This is a genomic window from Actinomadura madurae, from assembly GCF_047130825.1.
Classification (GTDB): domain Bacteria; phylum Actinomycetota; class Actinomycetes; order Streptosporangiales; family Streptosporangiaceae; genus Spirillospora; species Spirillospora madurae.
The window spans coordinates 931792-950881 of sequence record NZ_CP083237.1; the positions used below are offsets into that span (position 1 = coordinate 931792).

Genomic DNA, 19090 nt, shown 5'->3' on the forward strand with positions numbered 1-19090 from the left:
TCCTGCCGGGTTGCGCGCCGCCATGTGCACCCCCGAGGTGAGCCCGGTGCCGTCCGCCGCACCGATTGACACACGGAGTCAGACGCCTGTCTGGGGCGGATGATACACATCGTCCGCTCCCGGCCACGACTCTCCGTGCCCGGGTGGCGGGGGTCGCGTGACGGCCGCTGTACGGGCTTGTACGGGCATTCCGGGCGCCGTTGTCATCGCCGCAGGCCGGGCGGTCTGCTGAGGAGGACCCCGCTCATGACAGGTGAGGCCGCACCCGGCCATGAGGAGGCGACGTGATCGACGCCACGGACCCCGACGACGGCGCGGAGACGGCGCCGGACAGCCCGCACGCCCCGGTGCCCCGCCCGGCCGCCTGCTTCCACGACCAGGTCCACGCCGACGACATCGTCGCCGGCGACAAGATCGTGCACTATCCGGCGCCGCGGTTCGCGCCGCCGATCCGGCAGCTCCCCGCGGCGCCCCGCGACTTCGTCGGGCGGGAGGACGAGCTCGCGGTGCTGGACGCCGCCTTCGCCTCGGCCCGGGAGGCCGGCTCGGTGACCGTGGCCCACATCCACGGGATGGCGGGCGCGGGGAAGACCGCGCTCGTCCTGCACTGGGCCCACCAGCACGCGGACCGCTTCGAGGACCAGTTCTTCCTGGACATGGGCGGGCCGGCCGCGCGGACGCCCGGACGGGCGCTGCGGCGGTTCCTGGAGGACCTCGGCGTCGCGGCCCGCGACATCCCGTCCGACGAGGCCCGGTGCGCCGCGCTCTTCCGCTCCCTGGTCGCCGTCCGCCGCGTCCTCGTCGTCCTCGACGACGCGGCGGACGCCGACCAGGTCGTGCCGCTGGTCCCGGGCGGTGCCGGATCCCTCGTCGTGGTGACCGGGCGGACGCGGCTGGAGGCGCTGATCGCCCGGTTCGGCGCCGTCTCGATCCCGGTCGGACCGCTGTCCATCGCCGACTCGTGGCGGCTCCTCGCCCGGCTGCTCGGCGGCGAGCGCAGCAAGGAGGAGCCGCGGGCGATCGCCGACCTCGCGGAGTCCTGCGCCCGGCTGCCGCTGGCGATCAGGATCGCCGCGGTCGGGCTGGAGGCGGGCCCCTTCGACTCCGTCGCCTCCCTCGTCGGGGAACTGACGTGCGGGGGCAGGCTGGACGCGCTGGTGCTCGACGGCGATCCCGAGCTCGCCCTGCGCTCCGCCTTCGACCTGTCCTACGACAACCTGACGCCCCGCGAGCAGGCCGCGTTCAGGCTGCTCGGCCTCATGCGCGGCCTCGACTTCGGCGCCGAGAGCCTCGCCGCGCTCCTGGCCGTGACCGTCCGGGAGGCCCGGGGCGTCCTTCGGGGCCTCATCCGCAAGCACCTCGTCGAGCCGGGCACGGCCGGCCGGTTCCGCCTGCACGAGCTGCTGGCGGAGTACGCCGCGGAACGGCTCGCCCGCGAGGACCGGCCGGGGGCCGAAGCGGCCACCGGGCGGCTCCAGGACTGGTACCTGGCCCGGCTGCGCGAGGCCGCCAAAGCGATCGCGCCCACGGCGGTCGGCCCCGCGTCCGGGGCGGTGGGGGGAGCCCCGCGCCCGGCCGAGCCGGAGCTCGCCTGGTTCGAGCGGGAGCGGGCGGCCGTCGTCGCCGTCGCCCGGCGGGCGGCCGAGGGCGCCGGGCCGCACCTGGCCTGGCAGTTCGCCGACGCGCTGTTCCAGCTGCTCAGGCGCGACAAGCACGCCGCCGACAACCTGGCGGTCCACCGGCTCGGGCTGGCCGCGGCGCGGGCCGCCCGGGACCGGCACCCCGAGGCGCTGATGCTCGACCAGCTCGCCGTCGTCCACTGCGACGCCGGGGACCACGTGGAGGCCGCGAAGGAGGCCAGAGAGGCCTACGAGATCTTCACCGAGCTCGGCGACCACCGCCGGGCGGGCTGGGCCCTCAACACCCGCTCGCGCGTCGAACGCCAGTGCTCCCGCTACCAGGAGGCCCTGGAGTACGGGGAGCGGGCGCTCGCCGTCCTGACCCGGGAGGGCGACCGGCAGGGGATCGGCCAGGCACTGGAGCAGATCGCGCAGGTGCACTGGCGGCTCGCCCACTACCGGACCGCGCTGCGTCACGCCCGTGAGTCGCTGCGCGTCCACCGGGAGCTGGGCGGCGGCGCGGGCGAGGCCGACGCCCTGGAGATGATCGCCCGCATCCTGCGCCGGCTCGGCCTGACGGGCCACGCCCTCCGCTACGCCGAGCGGGCGCTCGCGGTCCGCCGCCGCCTCGGCAACCGCCGCGGGCAGGGCGCGGTCCTCGACGGGATGTGCCGCGCCCTGCGGCGCGGCGGGCGGCTGAAGGAGGCGCTGGCGTGCGCGCGGGAGTCGGTCGCCGTCCGGGAGGACATCGGCGACCTCACCGGGCTCGCGGTCAGCCTGCTCGGGCGCGCGCAGGTCCTGGAGAACCTGGGGGACTGCCCGGCGGCCTTCGACGACGCCTCCCGCGCCCTGCGGATCTGCCGGGACGTCGGCGACCTGTACGGGGAGGCGGAGTCGCTGTGCACCATCGCGGTCTTCCACCACGACTCCGGGCAGTACCAGGCGGCGATGAGGCACGCCCGGCACGCCCTGGCCATCAGGAAGCGGATCGGGGACGAGCACGGCGTCGCCTCCGTGCTCAACCTCATCGCCCTCGTGGAGCGGCGGCTCGGCCGGCACGCCGACGCCCGCCGCGACGTCGAGTCGGCCCTCGCCCTCCAGCGGAGGATGAAGGCCGGCTCCGGGCTCGGCAGGACGCTGAACAACCTGGCCGAGATCGAGCGCAGCGCCGGCCGGTACGGCGAAGCCCTCGTCCACGCCCGCGCGGCGCTCGAACGGCACACCCGCAAGGGCGCCGGCCGCGCCGCCCGCATCGGCCAGGGGGAGAGCCTCGCCACCATCGCGCGGATCCAGTGCCGGATGGGCGATCACAGGGCGGCCCGGCGCCACGCGGAGGAGGCGCTGCGCCTCCAGCAGAACACCGGTGACCGGCCCGGCCAGGGCGTGACGCTCGACGTCCTCGCCCGGCTCGGGATACGCACCGGCCGGTACCGCGAGGCGGCCCAGCACGCCAAGGAGTCGCTGCGGATCCGGCGCGAGATCGGCGACCGTCGCGGGGTCGCCGAGAGCATCGCCAAGATCGCGCTCGTCCGCTGGCACCAGAGCCGCTACGACGAGGCCCTCGCCCGCGCCGAGGAGGCCCTGGCGATCCAGCGCGAGATCGGCGACCTCGCCGGGGCCAGCCACGCCCTGTACGTCCTCGCCCGCATCCACGCCCGCACCGCGCGCTACGCGCGGGCCCGCGAGTGCGCCCAGGAGTCGCTGGAGATCTGCCGCCGGACCGGTGACCGGCACGGGGAGACCGATGACCTGCTCACGCTCGCGCACATCGACCGCAGGCAGGCCCGGTACGCCCGCGCGCTGCGGACGGCCCTCGGCGTCCTGGACGCGAAAAGGGAGATGGACGACCGCGCCGGGGAGGCCGAGGCGCTCACGCTGATCGGACGGCTGCAGGAGCACCTCGGCCACCACGGCGAGTCGCTCGCGCGCCTGGGCGAGGCCCTCGCCATCCAGCGGGCGGCGTGCGACCGCTACGGCGAGGCGGAGACCCTGGAGGCCATCGGGTTCGTGCACTACCGGCTGGCCGACTATCCGGCGGCCCGCCGCGTCCTGAAGAGCGCGCTGCGGATCGAGCGGGCCATCGGCGCGCCGGCCGCCGAGGGCAGGACCCTCACCCTCCTCGCCAGGGTGTGCCGGCGGCAGGCCGCGCTCCGGGCCGCCGTCCGGCACGCGCGCAGGGCCATCAAGATCGAGCGCAGGATCGGCGACCTCGACGCCGAGAGCGCGGCCCGCGACGTCCTCGCCGGGGTCTACTACGTCCTCGCGCGGTACCGGAAGGCCCTGCGCCACGCCGGCCTCGCGCTGCGCATCCGCACCGAGACCGACGACCGGCCCGGCCAGGCGGAGAGCCTGGACACCCTCTCGCGCGGCCACCGCAGGCTGGGCCGCAACGACCGCGCCGTCGGCCTCGCCGAGCGGGCGCTCGGCCTGCACCGGGAGATCGGCGACCGGCGCGGCGAGGCCGACAGCCTGAACACCCTGGCCCACGCCAGGTGGCGGCTCGGCGAGGAGGAGGCCGCCCTCGCCGCGGCCCGCGCGGCGCTGCGCCTTCACCGCGAGACCGCCGACCAGTACGGGGAGGGCGAGGACCTCGACCTGCTCGCCCGCATCCACCGCAACGCCGGGCGGTACTCCGAGGCGCTCGAACACGTGACCCGGGCCCTGGCGCTCCGCCGCGAGATCGGCGACCGGCGCGGCGAGGGGGACAGCCTGAACACCATGGCCCGGCTGAAGCGGCGGCTCGGCGACACCGGCGAGGCGCTCGGCTACGCGCGCCGGGCGCTGGCCATCCGGTACGAGATCGACGACCGGCGCGGCGCGGCCGACACCCTCGACAACATCGCCCGGGCGCACTCCGACGCCGGGGACCACGAGGAGGCCCGCCGCCACGCGCTGCGCGCCCTGGAGATCCAGGCCGGCATCGGCGACCGGTGGGGCCGCGGCCTGAGCCTGCTGCTCCTCGGCCGGATCCACCTGGCGCTCGGCCGGCCCGAGGAGGCGCGCGAACATCTCGCGCGGGCGGAGATCGTCTGCCGCCGGACCGGTGACCGGACCTCGGCCGGCGAGGCGCGGAGCCTGCTGGAACCGCTGCTCGGACGAGGTGCCGGGCGTACCATCGAAGGCGTTGCACGTGTTCTGTCGGTGGGGTCGCCTACGGTCGGGGGCGACGGGGCCCGCCGTCCGGGCGATACCGCCGAGCAGAGGTGACGACCACCATGGCGAACAGCACCATAGAGACAGACCGCGACTTCCAGGAACTCGCCGATCCGTACCGGCGCGAGCTGCTGGCGCACTGCTACCGGATGCTCGGCTCGATCCACGACGCCGAAGACCTCGTGCAGGAGACCTACCTGCGCGCCTGGCGCTCGTACGGCGACTTCGAGGGGCGGTCCTCGCTGCGGACGTGGCTGTACCGGATCGCCACGAACGTCTGCCTGACGGCGATCGACCAGCGCGGCCGGCGGCCCATGCCGACCGGGCTCGGCGGGCCGAGCGACGAGCCGGAGCGGCCCGTCGTGGCGTCCGACGAGGTGCCCTGGCTGGAGCCGGCCCCCGACGACGTCCTCGGCGCCGACGCCACCGACCCGGCCACGATCGTCGCCGCCCGCGAGAGCACCCGGCTGGCGCTCGTCGCCGCCCTGCAGCACCTGCCCGCCAAGCAGCGGGTCGTGCTGATCCTGCGGGACGTGCTGAAGTGGAAGGCCGCCGAGGTCGCCGAACTGCTCGACACCTCCACCCCCGCGGTGAACAGCGCGCTGCAGCGCGCCCGGGCGCAGCTGGAGGAGCACGCCCCCGTCCGGGACGAGCTGGTCGAGCCCTCCGACCCCGACCAGCGCGACCTGCTGGAGCGCTACGCCAAGGCGTTCGAGGACGCCGACATCACCGGGCTCATCGAGCTGTTCAAGAAGGACGTCGTCTGGGAGATGCCGCCGTTCCCCGAGTGGTTCGTCGGCGCCGACCACGTCGTCCGCCTCATCATCGCCCAGTGCCGCCCCGCACCCGGCGACATCAGGATGGTCCCGGCCGCCGCGAACGGGCAGCCGGCGTTCGGGATGTACAAGCTCGACGAGAACGGCGTCCACAGCCCGTACCAGCTCCAGGTGCTCAGCATCACGGGCGACGGCGTCGCGCACGTCTCGGTGTTCTTCGACACGAGCCTGTTCTCCCTGTTCGGGCTGCCCGAGCGGCTCTGATCACGCCTCTTCCCTTCCGCTGACCGGAAACCCGGTGACGGGGCACCCGGTGCCGGCTGCCAGTGTGGTGGGCGGCGGTCCCGTGGGTACCGTCGCCGAGCGGGAACAGAAGGGAAAAGAGCGCATGACGCATCCGCCGTACCTGTACCCGGGCTACAAGAGCACCGTGCTCCGCGCGCCCTCGCAGGAGCTGATCATGCCGAAGCTCGGCCCGGACAGCGTCGAGCTGACCTCCCCGGTCTTCGGCCACCAGGAGCTCGGCCGGCTGGACGAGGACCTCACCGTGCAGCACAGCGGCGAGCCCCTCGGCGAGCGGATCATCGTGACCGGGCGGGTGCTGGACGGCGCCGGGCGCCCGGTGCGGAACGCCCTCGTGGAGGTCTGGCAGGCGAACGCCGCGGGCCGCTACAACCACCTCGGCGACATCCACCCCGCGCCGCTCGACCCGAACTTCACCGGGGCCGGGCGCTGCCTGACCGGCGACGACGGCCGCTACCGGTTCGTCACGATCAAGCCCGGCGCCTACCCGTGGGGCAATCACCACAACGCCTGGCGGCCCGCGCACATCCATTTCTCGGTCTTCGGCACCGCGTTCACCCAGCGGCTCGTCACCCAGATGTACTTCCCCGGCGACCCGCTGTTCGCCTACGACCCGATCTTCCAGTCGATTCCGGACGAGAAGGACCGGGAGAAGCTGGTCTCCCGGTTCGACATGGACACCACCGTGCCGGAATGGGCGCTCGGCTACCAGTGGGACATCGTCCTCGGCGACACCCCGACGGAGGCCTGAATGAGCACGCCTTCCCTCACCACGCCGTCCCAGACGGTCGGCCCCTTCTTCGGCTACGCGCTCCCGTACGCGGCGGGGCCGGAGGTCGTCCCGCCCTGGCGGCCCGACGCGGTCCGCATCCGCGGGCGGGTGCTGGACGGCGCGGGCGCGCCGGTGCCGGACGCGCTGCTGGAGATCTGGCAGGCCGACGGGGACGGCGAGATCCCGCGGCGCCCCGGCGGGATCGCACGGGCCGGGCACGGGTTCTCCGGTTTCGGCCGGTGCGCCACCGACGCGGCCGGCGGCTACTGGTTCAGCACCGTCAAGCCCGGCGCGGTCGGCGACGGCGCCCCCTACATCGCCGTGCTGGTCTTCGCCCGGGGGCTGCTCAAGCCCGTCTTCACCCGCCTGTACTTCCCCGAGGACGAGGCCGCCCACGCCGGCGACCCGCTGCTCGGCGCCGTCCCGGAGGACCGCCGCGGCACCCTGGTCGCCGAACGCGAGGGCGAGCGGGAGTACCGTTTCGACGTGCGCCTGCAGGGAGAGGGGGAGACGGTCTTCCTTGGCTTCTGAGGAGCGCGGCCCGGCGCCGGACGCGGGGCTGCTGTCCCCCGTCCGGGCGGGCACGGAGGCGGAGGCCGCCACGAGCGACCTCGCCTACCTGACCGCGATGCTGGACGCGGAGGCCGCGCTGGCGCGCGCGCAGGCCCGCCTCGGGATCATTCCCGGCGGTGCCGCCGAGGCGATCACGGGGGCCGCCGAGGCGGGCCGGTTCGACCTCGCCGGGATCGCCGGCCGGGCGCGCGCCTCCGGCAATCCCGTGGTGCCGCTGGTCGCCGACCTGCGGGTGCTCGCCGGAAGCGCCGGCGAGCACGTCCACAAGGGCGCCACCAGCCAGGACATCCTCGACACCGGCGCCATGCTCGTCGCGGCCCGCACGCGGCGCGTGGTCCTCGCCCACCTCGACCGGGCCCTGGACGCGCTGGCCGGGCTCGCGGCGCGGTACCGCGACACCCCGATGGCGGCGCGCACGCTCGGCCGCCAGGCGCTGCCGACGACGTTCGGCGCCAAGGCCGCGGGCTGGCTCCTCGGCTGCCTGGAGGCCCGCGAGCGGCTGGCCGCGGCCGTGCTGCCCGTCCAGCTCGGCGGTCCCGCCGGGACGCTCGACGCGTTCGGGGACCAGGGGCTCGACCTCGTCGCGGCCTACGCGGAGGAGACGGGGCTGGCGCGCCCCGTCCTGCCGTGGCACACCCGCCGCACCCCGGTCGCCGGCCTCGGCGCGGCGCACGCGCTGGTCGCCGGCGCGCTCGGCAAGATCGCCACCGATGTGTGGCTGCTGGCGCAGAGCGAGGTCGCCGAGGCCGCCGAGGGCGCGGGCGGCGGCTCGTCGTCGATGCCGCACAAGCGCAACCCGGCGCGGTCCGCGCTGATCCGCTCCGCGGCCCTGCAGGTTCCGGCGCAGGTCCAGGTGATCCTCGCCGCGCAGGCCGCCGCGCACGAGCGGCCCGCGGGGGAGTGGCACGCCGAGTGGCAGCCGCTGCGCGAGTGCCTGCGCCTCACCGGCGGCGCCGCCGAGACGGCCGCCGAGCTGCTGGACGGCCTGGAGGTGTCCACCGAGCTGATGCGGGCCGACCTGGACGACCTGCTCGACGTCCTCGGCGGCGACCCCGGGCCGGGCGCCGCCGCCGTCCTCGTCGGCCAGGCCCTCGACGCCTACCGCAGGAGCCGCACATGACCGCCGCGCCGCCGCGGTACCGCCTGGACGGCCCGCCGGACGCGCCCGTCGTCGTCCTCGGCCCGTCCCTCGGCACGTCCACGGACCTGTGGCTGCCGCAGCTGCCCGCGCTGACCCGCGAGTGGCGCGTCCTGCGCTACGACCTGCCCGGGCACGGCGGCGCGCCCCCGCCGGACGGGCCGGTGACCGTCGAGAGCCTCGCCGACGGGATCGCGGCGCTCCTGGACGGGCTCGGCGTGGGCCGGGCCGCCTATGCCGGGGTGTCCCTCGGCGGCGCGGTCGGGACGGCCCTCGCGCTGCGCGCCCCGGAGCGCGTCGCCGGGCTGGTCCTGTGCTGCACCTCCCCGCGCTTCGGCGATCCGGGGCCGTGGCGGGACCGGGCCGCGCTCGTCCGCCGGGAAGGGGTCGGCCCGGTCGCCGACACTGCGGCGGGACGCTGGTTCACGCCGTCCTTCACCGGGGCGGAGCCGTACGTCGAGATGCTCCGCGCCACCGCCCCGGAGGGCTATGCCGCCTGCTGCGACGCGCTGGCCGCGTTCGACGCGACCGCGCGCCTCGGCGAGATCTCCGCGCCCACGCTGGTGATCGCCGGGGCGCAGGACGGCCCCACGCCGCCGGAGGGCCACGCCGCGCGGCTCGCCGCCGGGATCCCGGGCGCCCGGCTGACCGTGATCGAGGGCGCCGGGCACCTGGCGAACGCGGAGCGCCCGGCGGAGGTCACCGCGGCGATCACCGCGCACCTGGACCGCGTCCGGAGGGGAGCAGCCCGATGAGCGAGGGCATGACCGACGAGGGGCGCCGCGCGCGGGGCATGCGGACGCGCCGCGAGGTCCTCGGCGACGCGCACGTCGACCGCGCCGAGGCCCGCAAGGACGAATTCACCGCCGACTTCCAGGACATGATCACCCGGTACGCGTGGGGCGAGATCTGGACCCGCCCGGGCCTGGACCGCAAGACCCGCAGCTGCATCACGCTGACCGCGATGGTCGCCGGGGGCCACCTGGAGGAGCTGGCCATGCACGTGCGCGCCGCCCTGCGCAACGGCCTCACCCCCGACGAGATCAAGGAGGTGCTCCTGCAGACGGCGATCTATTGTGGAGTACCCGCCGCGAACTCGGCCTTCGCCGTCGCCCAGCGGGTACTCACCGAGCAGGAGTGACGGGCGGGAGCCCGGGCGGAGGGGCCACGTGACAGGTCACAGGGCGGAGCGGGCGCGGCCGGTCAGCGTGGCCGGCAAGGTGATGGCGATCCTGAACGCCTTCGCGCAGGGCGGCGTCCGCCTCAACCTGAGCGAGATCTGCCGGCGGGCGGGGCTGCCGCTGGCGACCGGGCACCGGCTCGTCGGCGAGCTGGTCGCGGGCGGGTTCCTGGAGCGGGTCCCGGACGGGACGTACCGCATCGGCACCCGGCTGTGGCGCATCGGCAGCCAGGCCCCCGCCGTCACCGGGCTGCGCGAGCTGGCACTCCCGCACATGGAGGACCTGTACGAGGCCACGCACGACAACGTCCAGCTCGGCGTGCTCCGCGAGGACCGCGTGCTCATCGTCGAGCGGCTGCGCGGCACGCGGTCGGTGCCGGTCGTCACGCAGGTCGGCGCCATGCTGCCGCTGCACACCACCGGCGTGGGCAAGGTGCTGCTGGCGTACGCGCCGCCCGAGGTGCGGGAGAAGGTGCTGGACGGGGAACTGCCCCGGTACGCGGTGCGCACCATCACCGACCCCGCGGAGCTGCGGCGCTGCATCGAGCGGGTCCGCCGCGCCGGGTACTCCCTGACCCGGGACGAGATGACGCTCGGCGCGTCGTCCGTGGGCGCCCCGGTGCGGGACGGGGCGGGCGAGGTGGTGGCGGCGATGTCGCTGGTGGCGGGCTCCCGCGGCGCCGACCTGCGGCGGCTGCTGCCGCCGCTGGCCACGGCGGCGCGGGCGCTGTCGCGGGACGTGGCGGCGCACTGGCACGGCCATCCCGACATGTTTTCCGCCGAGCGGAAGACCGGCGCCTGAAGCGGCCGCGACGGGCGCGAGCATCGGCGGGTGAGCTGCGCGGACCACGAGGAGGATCGATGCGTACACAGGTGGCGATCATCGGGGCCGGCCCCGCGGGGCTGCTGCTCTCCCATCTGCTGCGTCTCCAGGGGATCGACTCGGTGGTGCTGGAGAGCCGGGACCGCGGCTACGTGGAGCACCGGCAGCGGGCCGGGATGCTGGAGCAGGGCACGACCGACGTCCTGCGGGAGAGCGGGGCGGGGGAGCGGCTCGACCGCGAGGGCCTCGTCCACCACGGGCTCGAACTGCGGTTCGGCGGCGCGGGGCACCGGATCCCGCTGACCGACCTGACCGGCCGGACGGTCACCGTGTACGCGCAGACCGAGATCGTCAAGGACCTGGTCGCCCGGCGGCTGGCGGACGGCGGCGACGTGCGGTTCGAGGCGGAGGCCCTGCACCTGGACGCGTCCGCGCCCAGCGTGACGTTCCGGAGCGGCGGTGCGACGCACACTCTCGACTGCGACTACATCGCGGGCTGCGACGGCTTCCACGGCGTGAGCCGCCCGGCGGTGCCGGGGCTGCGGACGTTCACCCGCGACTACCCGTTCGCCTGGCTCGGCATCCTCGCCGACGTCGCCCCGTCCACCGAGGAGCTGATCTACGCCCACCACGACCGCGGGTTCGCGCTGCACAGCCTCCGCTCGCCGCACGTCAGCCGCCTGTACCTCCAGGTGGCGCCGGACGAGGACCTCGCCGCCTGGCCCGACGCCCGGATCTGGGACGAGCTGGCGGCGCGGTTCGCCACCGACGACGGCTGGAAGCTGCACGAGGGCCCGATCACCGACAAGGCGGTCACGCCGATGCGCAGCTTCGTGGCCGAGCCGATGCGCCACGACCGGCTGTTCCTGGCCGGGGACGCCGCCCACATCGTGCCGCCGACGGGGGCCAAGGGACTGAACCTCGCGGTGTCCGACGTGATCGTCCTCGCGCGGGCGTTCGCCGAGCGGTACGCCACGGGGTCGGAGACGCTGCTGGACGGCTACTCCGCCGCGTGCCTGCGGCGGGTCTGGCGGGCCGAGCACTTCTCGTACTGGATGACCACGCTGCTGCACACCGACCCCGCCGCGAGCGACTTCGAGCGGCGGCTCCAGCGCTCCCACCTCGACTACGTGGTGTCCTCGGAGGCGGCCAAGACCTCGCTGGCCGAGAACTACGTGGGTCTTCCGATCACCTAGGAAGGACGCTCGCGCCCGGTTTCGTGCCGCCTTCCGGTGAGATGCACGTCACGTAATTTGGCAGCTTCTGCATTTTTGCCGACCAAGCAAACTTGATCTATCGTTGGCGTGTCACGCGTCGTTTCGAACGTGGGCGTGGAAGGTGAGAGGCTTCGGCATCTCCCCGACGACGCCGATCCGCGAAGGACACGCAGTGAGCCTCCTCGACCAGCCGCGCAGGGCCCCCGGCGCGCTGACCCGGCTGCGCCGACCCGCGCGCCCCGGGGCGTCCGGGATCCGTCCCGGCGGGCGGCCGCGGCCCGTCCGCGAGCTGCTGCTGATCATCGTGCTGTTCGGCGCCTACAAGCTCGGGCGGCTGCTGGCCAACGGGCGCGTCACCGAGGCCTTCGACAACGCCCACCGGGTGTGGCGCCTCGAACGCGTCCTCGGCCTTCCGGGCGAGACCGGTGTCCAGCACGGCCTGCTGCACAGCGAGTTCCTCGTGCACGCGGCCAACTCCTACTACGCCTACGTCCACTTCCCGGCGACGGGGCTGTTCCTGCTCTGGATCTACCTGCGCCGGCCCGTCCACTACCGGTGGGTGCGGCGGGTCATCGTGGCGCTCACGGCCGTGGCGCTCGTCCTGCATCTGCTCGTCCCGCTGGCGCCGCCGCGGATGATGCCCGCCACGGGGCTCATCGACACCGCCGCCCGCTTCGGCCCCGCCGTGTACGGGGCGCCCGAGACGGACACGGTCTCCAACCAGTACGCCGCCATGCCGTCCCTGCACATCGGCTGGGCCGCCGTCATCGCCGTCGGGCTCGTCCTCACGTCCCGCACGCGGTGGCGATGGCTGTGGCTCCTGCACCCGGTGACCACCTTCGCGGTGGTGGTCGCCACCGCCAACCACTACTGGATGGACGGCGTCGTCGTGCTGATGCTGCTGGCCGTCACCGTCCTGCTGCTGCGCCCGCCGGCGCCGGACGCCCCGCCCGGCACTAGCCGGCCGGCTCCGCGCCCAGCGTCTCCAGCAGCTCGGTGACCGGCTCCAGCTTCTCGTACAGCAGCAGGACCGGCTCGCCCGGCCCCGCCATGTCCAGCGCCGACGTCAGCGCGCCCTTCAGATCGCCCGCCGGGTGGTGGCGCACGTCCGGGCGCCGCTCCCGGAGCCCCTGGACGATCAGCCGGGTCATCTCGCCCGAGCGGCGGCCCCGCAGGTCCTCGTCCTCGTAGACGACGACGCGGCCGAACGTCCCCGCCAGCGCACGCGCGGTCTCGCCGACCAGCTCGTCGGACCGGTCGCCCGGCAGCGTCACCGCGGCGACGCCCGCGGCCCCCCAGCGCCGCTGGACGAACGCGCCCACCGCCGCCACCGCCGCCGGGTTGTGCGCGTAGTCGACCAGGACGGGGTTGTCGCCCACCTGGTAGACGCAGCCCCGGCCCGGATTGCGCGTGTGCGGGTCGAACGAGCGCAGCGCCCGCGCCACCACCTCGACGGGGACGCCGAGGGCGCGGGCCGCGGCGGACGCGGCGAGCGCGTTGGCGATCACGTGGTCCGCGCGCCCGCCGGAGGAACCCGCCACCTCGTGCGCCGGCAGGATCCGGGTCGCGCGGTCGCCGCGGGCCTCGGTCAGCCAGCCGTCCGCCACGTGGTAGCCGGTGCCTCCGGCGCGGACGTGGTCGGCGAGGACGGGCGCGTCCGCCGCCGGCGCGAAGAACCGGAGCACCGGGTCGCGCCGCAGCACCGCGGGCCGCCGGGCCAGGCCGGCCGCCGCCTCGTCCGCGGCGTTGAGGACGACGTGGCCGCCGCGCCGGATCTCCTCGGCGACCAGGGCCTTGATGTCGACCAGGTCGTCCAGCGACTCGGTGCCGTCCATGCCGAGATGGTCGCGGGTGATGTTGGTGACGACCGCGACGTCGGCGCGGTCGTAGCCGAGGCCGCGGCGCACGATCCCGCCCCGCGCGGTCTCCAGCACCGCCGCCTCCACCGACCGGTCGCCCAGCACCATCTCGGCCGAGCGCGGCCCGGACGCGTCCGCGGCGTGCACGAGCCGCCCGCCCACGTACACGCCCTCGGTGCCGGTCATGCCGGTCCGCCGCCCGTCCAGCTCCAGCATGTAGGCGATCATCCGGACGGTCGTGGTCTTGCCGTTGGTGCCGGTCACCGACACGACCGGCACCCGCGACGGCGTCCCCGGCGGGTACATCAGGTCGACGATGTCGCCGGCGACGTCCCGTCCCGCTCCCTCGTGCGGCGCCAGGTGCATCCGCAGGCCCGGCGCCGCGTTGACCTCCAGCACGCCGGCGGCGCCGGGCTCGGCGGGCGGCGGCGAGGCGATGTCGGGCAGCCGCAGGTCGATGCCGCACACGTCCATGCCGACGGCCGCCGCGGCCCGCACGCACATCGCGGCGACCTCGGGGTGCACCTCCCCGGTCACGTCCCGGCTCGTGCCGCCGGTGGACAGGTTCGCGTTGCGCCGCAGCCACACCCGCTCCCCGGCCGCGGGCACCGACCCGGGGCCGTGGCCCTGCCGCGCCGCCGTCGCCAGCTCGGCCGGGCCGAGGACGAGCCGCGTCAGCGGCCGGCCGTGCCCCTCGCCGCGCGCCGGGTCGGCGTTGACCCGCTCCACCAGCGCCGCCACCGTGCTCGACCCGTCGCCGGTCACGCACGCCGCCGTCAGCTCGGCCGCCGCCGCGATCCGCCCGCCGGCCACCAGCACCCGGTAGTCCCTGCCGGGGATGTAGGACTCCACGAGGACCTCGCCGGCGTCCCCGGCCGCGGACGCGAACGCGGCGACCACCTCCGGCGGCGTGGCCAGCTCGATGTGGACGCCCTCGCCCTGGTGCCCGGCCAGCGGCTTGACGACCACCGGCCCGCCGATCGCCCGCAGCGCCTCCAGCGCCTCGGCCGGCGACGCCGCGACGCGCCCCTCCGGCACGGGGACGCCGGCGTCGGCGAGCACCCGGTGCGCGAGCCGCTTGTCGCCCGCGACCTCCATGCCGATGGCCGACGTGGCGTCGGTCATCGCCGCCCACACCATCCGCCGGTACCGCCCGTACCCCAGCCGCAGCAGGTTGAGGTCGCCGACCCGGCGCACCGGCACCCCGCGCTCGCGCGCCGCCCGCGCCAGCGCCGCGGTGCTCACCCCGAGCCGCTCCTCCTCGTGGACGGCGGCGACCCGCGCCAGCTCGCCGGACGGGTCGGGCACGAGCCCGGCGAGCGCCCCGTTCACGAGCCGGATCGCGAGGGCGATCAGCCGCTCCACCACCGGGCTTCCCGCCGGCTCGTCGTCCGGGCACTCCAGGATCACCTCGTAGTCGCCCGGCCCGCCCGCGCGCACGGTGCGGCCGAAGTACACCTCGCGGCCGATCAGCCCGGACAGCTCCAGCGTGACGTGCTCGGTGACGTGGCCGAAGTAGGTGCCGCGCGCCATCGCGTCCAGCAGCCCGCCGGGGCGGCCGGCCGAGCAGTGGTGCCCGGACAGGCCCGGCAGCGCGTCCACGAGCCGCTCGGCGAACCCGGGGTGGTCGGTGGTCTCGTGACCGGTCAGGCCCTGCAGGTCCAGCCGCGCGATCGCGACCGGGCGGGGGAGGTAGACGTTCGGGCCGCCCAGGCGGCGGACGTGGTCGAGGCGCACCGCTACCCCTCCTCCGGGCCGCGCATGGCGCCGATCGCCGGGAGCTTGTCGTTCATCTGGAACACGCAGCCGGCGGGCAGCAGGTGCAGCGACACGTCGAACATCGCCATCGGCTCGTCGTCGGAGGCGGCGTAGGCGACCGTCGACTGCCCGGCGTCCACGACCGTCACCACGCCCGTCCCGACGACGGCGAACTGGCCGTCGCCGACGACGATCGCGGTGTCCTCGTCGATGCCGACGCCGAGCAGCCGGGTGTCCAGCGCGATCCCGCTCATCAGCCTCGGCAGCCGGCCGCGCTCGTTGAAGTGCATGTCGATCAGCACGTTGTCGAGCAGGCCGAGCCCCGGCCCGACCTTCACGCTGGAGGCGGCGACCTCGTGGCCGTTGCCGCCGAGGATCATCCAGTGGCCCATCGCGGTGGCGCCCGCGCTCGTCCCGGCGATCACCAGGCCCTCCTGGTCTAGCCGCCGCTTGAGCAGGTCGTTGGTCCGCGAGCCGACCAGGGTGCGGATCCGGGACTGGTCGCCGCCGCTGAACAGCACCCCGGTCGCCGTCTCCAGCGCCCGCAGCGTGGCCGCCGCGTCGGCGGCGGCCCGGCCCAGCAGCCGCAGCTCCCGGACGGAGGACACGCCGAGCCGCCCGAACACGGCGGTGTACTCCTCGGCGACCTCCTCGGGCACCTCGGTCGCCGTCGTGATGACGACGATCCGCGCGTCCTCGCCGCCCGCCAGCTCGGCGAACGTCTCCAGCGGACCGGCGCCGCACGTCCGGTTCTCGGCCCCGCCGATGATCAGCAGCCGGCCCTTGCGTCCGGCGCCCCCCTGTTTCTCGTTCACACCTGCCCATTACCCCCGTTCACCCCTGGTAGTCGTCCGATCGCGACATGTCATCGGATCGGCCGCCGCCCCGCCTGTGACATGCTGTGCGGATGAGCGGCCTCGCAGCTCCGGGCGACCACGTCCGGCCGCCGTCCGCGCCGTCCGGCCGCCCGGCCGGGCCCGCGGCCGCGCTCGCCGCCGCCTCCGCCCACTACCTGCGCGGCGAGCCGATCGACATGTCGGCGCTGGCCGCCGAGCTGGGCGTCGGGCGGGCCACCCTCTACCGGTGGGTCGGGAGCCGGGAGCAGCTCCTCGGGGCCGTCCTCGGCGAGATGACCGAGCGCACCTACCGGGTCGCCGCGCGGGGCGTCGGCGGCTCCGGCGCCGGGCGGATCCTCGCCCTCCTCGACCGGTTCATGCGCGCGGTGGTGGAGGCCGAGCCCCTGAAGGCGTTCACCGAGCGCGAGCCGCGGCTGTTCATCCGGCTGGCCACCATGCCGGGCACCATCGAGGACCGCGCCACCGAGCTGCTGACCAAGGAGCTGCAGGCGGAGATCGACCGCGGGGAGCTGCGCGTCCGGCTGCCGACCCGGACGATCGCCCAGGCGATCGTCCGGGTCGCCGACTCGTTCATGTACGCGCACTACCTGGGCGGGAACCGGCCGGAGATCGACCAGGCGCTGGAGGTCGTCGAGCTGCTGCTGCGCCCGTGCGGCACGTCCGGGTGCCGGGAATCCCCGGGCGCCTCCGAACGCTGAATCCTTGACGGGGGCGGGCCGTTTCCCGGTGATCGCCTCCGTGAGAGGCTGTATTCATTGGACGCATCGTCGAAAAGAGGACGGCCGGGCCGTGAGTGACATCCCCCGCCGCGCGGTGACGCGCACCGCCAAGCTGGCGACCCTGCCGCTCGGGTTCGCCGGGCGCACCGCCCTCGGGTTCGGGAAGCGGACGTTCGGGCGGCCCGCCGAGGCCGTCGCGCTGGAGGTGCAGCGCCGCACCGCCGAGCAGCTGTTCGCCGTGCTCGGCGAGCTGAAGGGCGGCGCCATGAAGGTCGGGCAGCTGCTGTCGATCTTCGAGGCCGGGCTGCCCGAGGAGATCGCCGGGCCGTTCCGCGCCAGCCTGACCCGCCTGCAGGAGGCGGCGCCCCCGATGCCGGCGTCCACCACCCACCAGGTCCTCGCCGAGGGCCTCGGCGAGGACTGGCGCGAGAAGTTCGCCGAGTTCGACGACCGGCCCGCCGCGGCGGCGTCCATCGGCCAGGTCCACAAGGCCGTCTGGCACGACGGCCGGACGGTCGCGGTCAAGGTCCAGTACCCCGGCGCCGCCCAGGCGCTGATGAGCGACTTCAACCAGATCTCCCGCCTCAGCAGGCTGTTCACCCCGCTGTTCCCGGGCGTCGAGGTCAAGCCGGTCGTCGCCGACCTCAAGCGGCGGCTGGAGAAGGAGCTGGACTACGTCGACGAGGCCCGCGCCCAGACCGCGTTCCACGACGCCTACGACGGCGACCCCGACTTCGTCGTCCCCGCCGTCGTCGCCCAGTCGGGCAACGTGCTGGTCACCGAGTGGCTGGACGGCACCCCGCTGGCGAAGGTCATCGCCGAGGGCGACCAGGACCGCCGCGACCGCGCCGGCCTGCTGCTGTTCCGCTTCCTGCTGTCCGGCCCGGCCCGCTGCGAGATGATCCACATCGACCCGCATCCGGGGAACTTCCGGCTGCTGGACGACGGCCGCCTCGGCGTCATGGACTTCGGCGGCGCCGCCCGCGTCCCGGCCGAGCTCCAGTGGTCGATCGGCCGGCTCACCCGCATCGGGACCCTCGGCGACCCCGCCGAGATCGTCGACGCGCTCCGCGAGGAGGGCTTCCTCGTGCCGGACGCCGACGTGGACCCCGAGGAGGTCGCCGACCTGATCGGCCCGCACGCCGCCCCGTTCGCCGTGGAGCGCTTCCGCTACTCGCGCGAGTGGCTCCGCGAGCAGACCGCCCGCGGCATCGGGATCGCCTCCGACATGCGCCCGAACGCCCTCGCCCGCCAGTTCCGGCTGCCGCCGCAGTACCTCGCCGTCAGCCGCGCCCTGTCCGGCTGCGGCGGCGTCCTCTGCCAGCTGGAGGCCGAGGGCCCCTTCCGCGCCGAGGTGGAACGCTGGCTCCCCGGCTTCGCCGACGACGACGGCCCCGACCTGGACGACCGCACCGAAGCCACCGCCTAGCCCCTTTCAGGTGAGGGCTTCGGCTTCTTCCTGGTCCATTTGGCGGTTGAAGTCGCGCTTGCCGGCCTGCCAGCCGTCCTCGTCGCGGCCGCGGCGCCAGTAGCCGGAGATCGAGAGGCGGTCCATGGGCAGGCCTCGCTCGACGCGCAGGTGGCGGCGCAGCGTCTTGACGAAGTTCGCCTCGCCGTGCACGAAGGCGTGCACCTCGCCGTCCGGGAAGTCCAGCTTCTGGACGGCCTCGGCCAGCAGGTCGCCGACCTGGCCGCCGCCCCGGTGCAGCCAGACGATCTCCGCGGCGCCGGGCGTGGGCAGCTCCTGCTCCTCCTCCGGGCCGGCGACCTCGACGAAGGCGCGGACGGGGGCGTGCTCCGGGACGCGTTCGAGGGAGGCGGCGATGGCCGGCAGGGCGCTCTCATCACCGGCGAACAGGTGCCAGTCCGCCTCCGGGCTCGGGGCGTAGGCGCCGCCGGGGCCGTTGAAGAAGAGGTCCTCGCCCGGCCGGGCGGCCGCCGCCCACGGGCCGGCGATGCCCTTGTCGCCGTGGTGGACGAAGTCGATCGTCAGCTCGGCGGACGCGGGGTCCCACGCGCGGACGGTGTAGGTCCGCGTGACCGGCCACTGCTCGCGCGGCAGCTCCGCGCGGATCCGCTCCACGTCGAACGGCTCCGGATACTCGACGCCGGGACGGCGGAAGAGCAGCTTCACGTAGTGGTCGGTGAACTCGCCGGCACCGAACTCCGCGAGCCCCTCGCCGCCGAGGACCACGCGGATCATGTGCGGGGTGAGGCGCTCGGTGCGCAGCACCGTCCCCCGGTGGAGCCTGCGTCCCCTGCGTGCCGGTTCCGTCGCCATGCATCCTCCGATGATCCAGATCACAGTACTTAGGTCACCCTAACCTGTGATCCGCCCGGAAT

General features: G+C 75.1%; 15 protein-coding genes. 12 read left to right on the top strand and 3 right to left on the bottom strand.

Translation table 11 applies throughout. The annotated features are described in order from the left end of the window. The first annotated feature begins 284 nt into the window (after nt 1-284). The 10 genes from K8Z49_RS04235 to K8Z49_RS04280 all read left to right on the top strand — a co-directional run bounded on the left by K8Z49_RS04235 (nt 285) and on the right by K8Z49_RS04280 (nt 12554). Entirely contained in the window at nt 285-4826 is a 4542-nt protein-coding gene (locus tag K8Z49_RS04235; protein WP_412517638.1) for a tetratricopeptide repeat protein, read from the top strand. A gap of 8 nt (nt 4827-4834) precedes the next feature. Further along, nucleotides 4835-5812, top strand: a complete 978-nt coding sequence (locus tag K8Z49_RS04240) for a sigma-70 family RNA polymerase sigma factor (protein WP_021598605.1) — start codon at nt 4835-4837, stop codon at nt 5810-5812. Nucleotides 5813-5936: 124 nt separating this feature from the next. After that, the gene (pcaH, locus tag K8Z49_RS04245) at nt 5937-6602 is read left to right on the top strand and encodes a protocatechuate 3,4-dioxygenase subunit beta (RefSeq protein ID WP_412517639.1); all 666 of its coding nucleotides are present in this window, start codon (nt 5937-5939) and stop codon (nt 6600-6602) included. Continuing rightward, nucleotides 6603-7154 carry a protocatechuate 3,4-dioxygenase subunit alpha gene (gene pcaG, locus K8Z49_RS04250; protein WP_021598603.1) on the top strand — a complete coding sequence of 184 codons (552 nt, stop codon included), beginning with the start codon at nt 6603-6605 and terminating at the stop codon, nt 7152-7154. Further along, the gene (pcaB, locus tag K8Z49_RS04255) at nt 7144-8316 is read left to right on the top strand and encodes a 3-carboxy-cis,cis-muconate cycloisomerase (protein WP_083597757.1); all 1173 of its coding nucleotides are present in this window, start codon (nt 7144-7146) and stop codon (nt 8314-8316) included. The genes pcaG and pcaB overlap by 11 nt, the downstream gene beginning before the upstream one ends. Then, nucleotides 8313-9089, top strand: coding sequence for a 3-oxoadipate enol-lactonase (gene pcaD / locus K8Z49_RS04260; protein ID WP_021598601.1), 777 nt, complete (start codon nt 8313-8315; stop codon nt 9087-9089). Before pcaB ends, pcaD begins: the two co-directional genes overlap by 4 nt. Beyond that, nucleotides 9086-9475, top strand: a complete 390-nt coding sequence (gene pcaC, locus K8Z49_RS04265; RefSeq protein WP_021598600.1) for a 4-carboxymuconolactone decarboxylase — start codon at nt 9086-9088, stop codon at nt 9473-9475. The genes pcaD and pcaC overlap by 4 nt, the downstream gene beginning before the upstream one ends. Nucleotides 9476-9503: 28 nt before the next feature. Next, complete coding sequence (locus K8Z49_RS04270) at nt 9504-10316, top strand: IclR family transcriptional regulator (protein ID WP_024935264.1); 813 nt, start codon at nt 9504-9506, stop codon at nt 10314-10316. Nucleotides 10317-10375: 59 nt separating this feature from the next. After that, nucleotides 10376-11533 carry a 4-hydroxybenzoate 3-monooxygenase gene (locus K8Z49_RS04275; protein ID WP_075021769.1) on the top strand — a complete coding sequence of 386 codons (1158 nt, stop codon included), beginning with the start codon at nt 10376-10378 and terminating at the stop codon, nt 11531-11533. 193 nt (nt 11534-11726) lie between these two features. Next, nucleotides 11727-12554, top strand: coding sequence for a phosphatase PAP2 family protein (locus tag K8Z49_RS04280; RefSeq protein ID WP_250355310.1), 828 nt, complete (start codon nt 11727-11729; stop codon nt 12552-12554). Here the strand turns inward: K8Z49_RS04280 and cphA are convergent. Further along, the gene (gene cphA, locus K8Z49_RS04285) at nt 12511-15150 is read right to left on the bottom strand and encodes a cyanophycin synthetase (protein WP_075021770.1); all 2640 of its coding nucleotides are present in this window, start codon (nt 15148-15150) and stop codon (nt 12511-12513) included. The two genes, K8Z49_RS04280 and cphA, sit on opposite strands and share 44 nt — an antisense overlap. 2 nt (nt 15151-15152) lie before the next feature. Next, complete coding sequence (locus K8Z49_RS04290; protein WP_021599080.1) at nt 15153-15986, bottom strand: cyanophycinase; 834 nt, start codon at nt 15984-15986, stop codon at nt 15153-15155. 92 nt (nt 15987-16078) lie between these two features. Here K8Z49_RS04290 and K8Z49_RS04295 point away from each other — a divergent pair, with 92 nt between their 5' ends. Next, nucleotides 16079-16726 (top strand): QsdR family transcriptional regulator, encoded by a 648-nt coding sequence (locus tag K8Z49_RS04295; protein ID WP_021599081.1) that lies wholly within the window; start codon nt 16079-16081, stop codon nt 16724-16726. Between the two features lie 91 nt (nt 16727-16817). Continuing rightward, on the top strand, nt 16818-18176 hold the full coding sequence (locus tag K8Z49_RS04300) for an ABC1 kinase family protein (RefSeq protein WP_021599082.1): 1359 nt from the start codon (nt 16818-16820) through the stop codon (nt 18174-18176). 6 nt (nt 18177-18182) lie between these two features. On the opposite strand, the gene K8Z49_RS04305 is transcribed toward K8Z49_RS04300, so the two are convergent. Then, nucleotides 18183-19028, bottom strand: a complete 846-nt coding sequence (locus K8Z49_RS04305; protein ID WP_111831553.1) for a siderophore-interacting protein — start codon at nt 19026-19028, stop codon at nt 18183-18185. Nucleotides 19029-19090: the final 62 nt, after the last annotated feature.